Source organism: Streptomyces novaecaesareae, from assembly GCF_000716875.1.
GTDB classification, from domain to species: domain Bacteria; phylum Actinomycetota; class Actinomycetes; order Streptomycetales; family Streptomycetaceae; genus Kitasatospora; species Kitasatospora novaecaesareae.
Window position 1 is genome coordinate 23,886 of sequence record NZ_JNWQ01000083.1, and the last position, 6,533, is coordinate 30,418.

The 6,533-nt window shown below is 71.6% G+C and carries 7 protein-coding genes; 6 read left to right on the forward strand and 1 reads right to left on the reverse strand.

Going from position 1 to position 6,533, the window contains the following annotated elements; genetic code table 11:
• The first annotated feature begins 86 nt into the window (after positions 1 to 86).
• The 3 genes from OP86_RS26315 (at position 87) to OP86_RS26325 (ending at position 3,494) form a co-directional block, all read left to right on the forward strand.
• Complete coding sequence (locus OP86_RS26315) at positions 87 to 1,388, forward strand: sensor histidine kinase (RefSeq protein WP_030057690.1); 1,302 nt, start codon at positions 87 to 89, stop codon at positions 1,386 to 1,388.
• 277 nt (positions 1,389 to 1,665) lie between these two features.
• On the forward strand, positions 1,666 to 2,649 hold the full coding sequence (locus tag OP86_RS26320) for an acyl-ACP desaturase (RefSeq protein ID WP_030057691.1): 984 nt from the start codon (positions 1,666 to 1,668) through the stop codon (positions 2,647 to 2,649).
• Positions 2,650 to 3,194: 545 nt separating this feature from the next.
• Positions 3,195 to 3,494, forward strand: a complete 300-nt coding sequence (locus OP86_RS26325) for a DUF4193 domain-containing protein (protein WP_030057692.1) — start codon at positions 3,195 to 3,197, stop codon at positions 3,492 to 3,494.
• 250 nt (positions 3,495 to 3,744) lie between these two features.
• Here OP86_RS26325 and OP86_RS26330 read toward each other — a convergent pair whose 3' ends face one another.
• Positions 3,745 to 4,194 carry a DUF3093 domain-containing protein gene (locus OP86_RS26330; protein ID WP_030057693.1) on the reverse strand — a complete coding sequence of 150 codons (450 nt, stop codon included), beginning with the start codon at positions 4,192 to 4,194 and terminating at the stop codon, positions 3,745 to 3,747.
• A gap of 135 nt (positions 4,195 to 4,329) precedes the next feature.
• On the opposite strand from OP86_RS26330, the gene OP86_RS26335 reads away from it, so the two are divergent.
• From OP86_RS26335 to OP86_RS26345, 3 genes are all read left to right on the forward strand, one after another.
• Entirely contained in the window at positions 4,330 to 4,908 is a 579-nt protein-coding gene (locus tag OP86_RS26335) for a PaaI family thioesterase (RefSeq protein WP_030057694.1), read from the forward strand.
• Complete coding sequence (gene dut, locus OP86_RS26340) at positions 4,905 to 5,372, forward strand: dUTP diphosphatase (RefSeq protein WP_030057695.1); 468 nt, start codon at positions 4,905 to 4,907, stop codon at positions 5,370 to 5,372. The genes OP86_RS26335 and dut overlap by 4 nt, the downstream gene beginning before the upstream one ends.
• A gap of 69 nt (positions 5,373 to 5,441) precedes the next feature.
• On the forward strand, positions 5,442 to 6,245 hold the full coding sequence (locus OP86_RS26345) for a DUF3710 domain-containing protein (protein ID WP_030057696.1): 804 nt from the start codon (positions 5,442 to 5,444) through the stop codon (positions 6,243 to 6,245).
• Positions 6,246 to 6,533: the final 288 nt, after the last annotated feature.

Here is a 6,533-nt window from a genome sequence, read left to right on the forward strand (position 1 = left end):
CGGATTCCCCATTCGAAGAGGGGCCCGCCCCCCAGGGACTCCACCACCCCGCGCCCGCCCCCGGCGGTCGCCCCGAGAGGACGATCATGACCACCCCGCCCCCGGCCGGCGGGCCCTCCGGCGCGCCCGCCGGCGGCCCGCGCGCCGTACCGCCCAAGCCCGTCCACCCTCCGCGCGCCCACCGGGTCGGACGGTACGTCCCCGGCGACGGCGTACTCGCCTGGCTGCCCTTCCGCCCCACCATCCGGATGCGGCTCACCCTGCTCTACGGCGGGATGTTCCTGATGGCCGGCGTGGTGCTGCTGCTGCTGATGTACGTGTTCTTCCAGGACGCCGTCTCGTACCTGCAGCCGCGCAAGTTCAACTTCAACGGCAACTTCGTCCAGGTCAGCGGCCCCAACGGGACCAGCACCGCGATGGACAGCTCGCAGTTCAACGACCTGCAGGCCGCCGACTACCTCTCGCGCTCCGACTCCGCGCTCAACACCCTGCTGCGCAAGTCGCTCACCATGCTGGTCTGCCTCGCCGTGATCGCCTTCGCGGCCGGCTACGCGATGGCCGGCCGGGTGCTGCGCCCGCTCGGCCGGATCACCCGCACCGCCCGCGACGTGGCCTCCTCCGACCTGCACCGGCGGATCGAGCTGGACGGGCCGGACGACGAGCTCAAGGAGCTCGCCGACACCTTCGACGACATGCTGGACCGGCTGGACCGCTCCTTCGACTCCCAGCGCCGCTTCGTCGCCAACGCCTCGCACGAGCTGCGCACCCCGCTGGCGATCAACCGCACCCTGCTGGAGGTCCAGCTCTCCGACCCGGCCGCCTCGGCCGACCTGCAGCAGCTGGGCAAGACCCTGCTGGCCACCAACGAGCGCAGCGAGCAGCTGGTCGAGGGCCTGCTGCTGCTCGCCCGCAGCGAGAACGAGCTGACCGACCGCCGCCCGGTCGAACTGTCCGAGGTGGCCACCCGGGCGCTGGAGCAGACCCGGGCCGAGGCGGACAAGCGCGAGGTCGAGCTGCGCTCGAAGCTCGATCCGGGCGTGGTCGCGGGCAACGGCGTGCTGCTGGAGCGGCTCGCGCTCAACCTGCTGCAGAACGCCGTCCGGTACAACACCGCCGGCGGCTGGGTCGAGCTGGCCACCGCGGCGGTGCCGGGCGGCGGCGAGCTGGTGGTCTCCAACACCGGCCCGGTGGTGCCCGGCTACGAGCTGGAGCACATCTTCGAGCCGTTCCGCCGGATCAAGGGCGCCGACCGCACCCGCAGCGACAAGGGGGTCGGGCTCGGCCTGTCCATCGTCCGCTCGGTGGTGCGCGCCCACGGCGGCACCATCGAGGCCACCCCGCGCGCCGGTGGGGGCCTCACCATGCGGGTCCGCATCCCCGCGCCGTAGGGCTGACCTGGGCCCCGCCACGGGGCCTGCCCGGCCCCCGCCGCAGGGCCGACCGCCCCGCTCCGTGAGCGACCGTTCACGGCCGCCCCCGGCAGGCCTGTCAAGACGACATAAGGCCTGGCGGGGGCGGCTTGTCTTTTACGGCCCGGGCAACTTACGGTGTCGTAACCTACGCAACCGTAAGTGAGTCCGTCAGCGCGTCCGCCGACGGGTCCGTACGGCGCGTGCCCGCCCAACGCGCCCGTCCCTGCGCGTGCCGTCCCCCGGGAGCAAGACCATGACCATCGCCCCTGTGCAGAGCAGCACCTCGCTCGGATCGAGCGGCTGGACCGACGCGCGGCTGATCCTGGCCCTCGAAGAGGTCGTGGAGAAGGAGCTCAACCGCCACCTGGGCGTGGCCAAGGAGTGGATGCCGCACGAGTTCGTCCCGTGGAGCCAGGGCCGCGACTTCGACGGCGTGCTGGGCGGCGAGGCCTGGTCGCTCGACCAGTCCCAGGTGACCGCGCTGGGCCGGGTGTCGCTGGTGGTGAACCTGCTGACCGAGGACAACCTCCCCAGCTACCACCACGAGATCGCGAGCATGTTCGGCCGCGAGGGCGCCTGGGGCACCTGGGTGCACCGCTGGACGGCCGAGGAGGGGCGCCACGGCATAGCCATTCGCGACTACCTGCTCGCCACCCGGGCCGTCGACCCGGTGGAGCTGGAGCGGGCCCGGATGAGCCACATGTCGGAGGGCTTCGAGTCCGACAACGCGCACAGCATGCTGCACTCGGTCGCGTACGTGGCCTTCCAGGAGCTCGCCACCCGCATCGCGCACCGCAACACCGGCAAGTACGCCGGCGACCCGCTCTGCGAGCAGCTGCTGGCGAAGATCGCCAACGACGAGAACCTGCACATGGTCTTCTACCGGAACCTGCTGAAGGCCGCCCTGGAGATCGCCCCCGACCAGGCCATGCGCGCCATCGCCGACGTGGTCACCGACTTCCGCATGCCCGGCCACGGGATCCCCGGCTTCGAGCGCGCCGCCGCGCAGATCGCCCTCGGCGGGGTGTACAACCTCCGCATCCACCACGACGACGTGCTGCAGCCGGTGCTGCGCAAGCTCAAGGTGATGGAGATCGGCGACCTCGGCCCGGAGGGGCTGCTGGCGCAGAACGAGCTGGGCGTCTTCCTGGACGGCCTGGACTCGCAGGCCCGGAAGTTCGAGGAGCGCCAGGCCGCCCTGCTGGCGCGCCGGGAGGCCCGGCGCAACGCCGGCTAGAACCCTTCGGCGAGTCTCGGGCGAGTCCGGGGCGTATCTCGGTCCCGGGTGAGCCTTCGATGAGCCTTCGGTGGGTGGTCGACGGCCGGTCGGAGTGGGTGGATTTTCCGTGGTTTGCCCCGGAAGATTCTGAACGTGACCAAGCTCACACCGTGTCGCTCCACGATTTCGGCCAACCCCGGAGAGTGATCACTCGGTCGAGGGTGTCGATCGCCGTCCGTGACCGGATTCCACCCCCGGGCGGGTCCGTCGGATTGGGCGGCATCCCTGATGGGCAAGGGAATCGGTGAGTACCCGCACCATTAGTGCTCACTGTGCGTGGTCGGTTTTCTGGGCCCGAGGAGGGCCGGTGATGGCCCAGCGTGAGGCCTCCGGCAGCCCCGGGGATCACCCCGATGGACCCCGGGCTGAGTGTCGATTGAGTAACAGGGCTTGAAGTAAGGCAAAATCTCCGCCTCGGGTCGGGCACAAGACCGGCCCCCCATGCGTTACGTGCGCTGGAGATACCGCACACACCGCACAAACCCGGAGGGGGAGAGCGAAAAATGGCAACCGACTACGACACCCCACGCAAGACCGACGACGAGCTCAACGAAGACAGCATCGAGGAGCTCAAGGCTCGTCGGAACGACAAGGGCGGCGGCTCCGTCGACGTCGACGAGTTCGACGCCGCCGAGGGCATGGAGCTCCCCGGCGCCGACCTCTCGAACGAGGAGCTCGCCGTACGGGTGCTGCCGAAGCAGGCCGATGAGTTCACCTGCATGAGCTGCTTCCTGGTCCACCACCGCAGCCAGCTCTACAGCGAGAAGAACGGCAACCCGATCTGCCGGGACTGCGGCGCCTGAGCACCGCGGCGGACAGGGCCCGGTACCCGCGGCTCCCGCGGGACCGGCACACCGCTCCTTCCGGCCCCGGGCAGCGGGGCCGGACGGCAGTTCCGAGGGCCGTCCGTCCGGACGGACGGCCCCGGCAGGACGGAGTCGGCCGACGCGTCGGCCGGCACAAAGTCGTAGGGACGGTCCCGCATCCGCGGAACCGTCCCTCTCCGTCTTCCAGGCCTTTTCGGGCCCTCCCGGGGCCCTCCCGCCCGCGCCGTCAGGTGCGGGCGCCGCGCCGGGCCTCCTCCAGCGCCTCCGCCAGCTTCATCGGCGAGCGGGTCGACAGATAGAGGTACGGCGTCGGGTCGGCCGGGTCGGTCACCTCGACCCGCAGCGCCGTCGGGACGTAGCTGCGCAGCAGCATGAAGGCGCGGGGATCGGCCTTCGGGCCGCGCCAGGCCGCGGCCTCGGCGGGGCTCAGCGCCTGCGCGGCACCGAGCGCGTCCACCGGGATCCGGGCCGGCCCGGCCACCAGCGAGCCCTGGACCACGCGGATCCGGGCCGAGCCGTAGCTGCTGATCGCGACCGCGCCGGCGGCGATGCCGACCACCAGCCCGACCAGCGCGGCCGGGCCGCTGACCCGGATCAGGATCAGCGCGAGCGTGAGGCCCACCGCGACCGGGAGCAGCCACCAGGAGCGCGGCACCGTGAGGCGTTCGTCGTACATGCCCCCATTGTGGGCACCCTGACGCCAGGCCCGGGACGCCACCCCCACCGGGGGCCTTCCTACCCCTGGGTAGGGTTGGGGCCCGTGACCGGTACGACTGCCCCCAGCACCCCCACCGACCGGCCGGCGCCCACGATGCCGCCGACCCCGACCACCCCGCCCCCGGACGCCGTCCTGCCGCCGCGCGCCCCCGAGGCACCGGCCCCCGGCACCCGGCTCGGCTCGCACTACGAGCACTGCTTCGGCTGCGGCCCGCAGCACCCCGGCGGCCTGCGGATCGACGCGATCGCCGGCGAGGGACTCGACGTCACGGCCGAGTTCACCGTCCGGGACTACCACCAGGGCGGCCCCGGGCTGGCCCACGGCGGCCTGCTGACGACGGCGATGGACGAGACCCTCGGCACGCTCAACTGGCTGCTGCACGCCCCCGCCGTGACCGGCCGACTGGAGACCGACTTCCTCTGCCCGGTGCCCGTCGACTCGGTGCTGCACCTGCGCGCCTGGGTCACCGGCATGCACGGCCGCAAGATCTACAGCGCCGCCGAGGCGCGGATCGGCGGCCCGGACGGACCGGTCGCCGTGCGGGCGCAGGCGCTCTTCATCCAGGTGAAGCTGGAACACTTCACCACGCACGGTCGTCCCGAGGACATCGAGAAGGTCCTCGACGACCCGGATCTGATGAAGCGCGCACGAGCCTTTGAGGTGAACCCTTGAGCGACACCCCCCGCCCGCAGCTGGACGTCCTGATCAAGCGCATCGACCCCGAGCTGCCGCTGCCCGCCTACGCGCAGCCCGGGGACGCCGGCGCCGATCTGCGCACCACCGTCGACGCCGAGCTGGCCCCGGGCGAGCGGGCGGTGCTCCCCACCGGCGTAGCCATCGCCCTCCCGGACGGCTACGCGGCCTTCGTCCACGCCCGCTCCGGGCTCGCAGCTCGTTGCGGAGTTGCCCTCGTGAACGCCCCGGGGACGGTCGATGCCGGGTACCGTGGAGAGATCAAGGTGATCGTCGTCAATCTGGACCCGCGTGAGGGGGTCAGCTTCCGCCGAGGGGACCGGATCGCCCAGCTGGTGATCCAGCAGGTCGAGAAGGCCCGTTTCCACGAGGTGGAGGAGTTGCCTGGGTCGGCACGCGCCGAGGGCGGGTTCGGGTCGACCGGCGGCCATGCCGCGGTCTAGCATTCCCGCGGCCTCGCAGGAAGCCGAGCAGGTATTCGCATCGGTCTTGGACCGGGAAGGACAGTGACCGTGTTCCGTCGTCGCCAGAAGAGCGAGGACGCTGTCGAGCAGCTCGCCGACGACGCCATCAGCGCCGACGAGACGGCCGATGACGTCGAAGGTTCCGCCGAGAGCGAGAACGTGACCGAGCTGGACCCGGCCGACAGGGTCGGCCTGCCGCCGGCCCCGCGGCCGGACGGTCCGTGGGACCACTCCGAGCTGGAGAACCCCGAGGAGGGGCGAGTCGACCTCGGGGGTCTGCTGGTCCCCGGTGTCGAGGGCATGGAGCTGCGCGTCGAGGTCGCCGGTGACGCGATCGTGGCCGCGACCCTCGTGCTCGGCAACAGCGCCATCCAGCTCCAGGCCTTCGCGGCCCCGAAGTCGGAGGGCATCTGGGGGGAGGTCCGGGAGGAGATCGCGAACGGCATCACCTCGCAGGGCGGCCTCATCGACGAGGAGGAGGGCCCGCTCGGCTGGCACCTCCGCGCCCAGGTCCCGGTCCAGCTGCCGGACGGCACCCAGGGTGTCCAGCTGGTGCGGTTCGTCGGCTGCGACGGCCCGCGCTGGTTCCTGCGCGGCGTGATCTCGGGCCAGGCGGCGGTGCAGCCGGAGATGGCCGGGATCCTGGAGCAGGTCTTCCGGCAGACGGTCGTCGTCCGCGGCGAGGCCCCGATGGCTCCCCGCGACCCGATCGTGCTGAAGCTCCCCGAGGACGCCCAGATGGTGGCCGACGGTGGCGGGGCAGCCGCCGTCGCCGGCGAGGGCGACAACCGCTTCGGCGGTACCTCGCTCGACCCGTTCGCCCGCGGCCCGGAGATCACCGAGGTCCGCTGACCGGTCCCCGGACCGGTTGCTGAACGACTCAGCTCGACTCAGATCGCCCCTGCCCGGGAGTCCGGGCAGGGGCGATTTGCATGCGGCGGGCCCAGACCCGTACAGTTCCGGAGTCGCCGCGGGAGACCGGGGCGACAAAGCGGAAAGCAAATCCGATGAATGAAACTCCGGAAAACGGGGCGGAAAACGTCTGATAAGCTGGAAACACGAAAGAACGAAGCCCGGAGGGTCCGCTGGAAGGCGGTCCGAAGGAAGCGTCCGTTCCTTGAGAACTCAACAGCGTGCCAA

What these genes read in the sequence shown, in the direction of transcription:
- OP86_RS26315 (WP_030057690.1), top strand. Translation starts at nt 87, where the DNA reads ATGACCACCCCGCCCCCGGCCGGCGGGCCCTCCGGCGCGCCCGCCGGC.
- OP86_RS26320 (WP_030057691.1), top strand. Translation starts at nt 1,666, where the DNA reads ATGACCATCGCCCCTGTGCAGAGCAGCACCTCGCTCGGATCGAGCGGC.
- OP86_RS26325 (WP_030057692.1), top strand. Translation starts at nt 3,195, where the DNA reads ATGGCAACCGACTACGACACCCCACGCAAGACCGACGACGAGCTCAAC.
- OP86_RS26330 (WP_030057693.1), bottom strand. Translation starts at nt 4,194, where the DNA reads ATGTACGACGAACGCCTCACGGTGCCGCGCTCCTGGTGGCTGCTCCCG.
- OP86_RS26335 (WP_030057694.1), top strand. Translation starts at nt 4,330, where the DNA reads ATGCCGCCGACCCCGACCACCCCGCCCCCGGACGCCGTCCTGCCGCCG.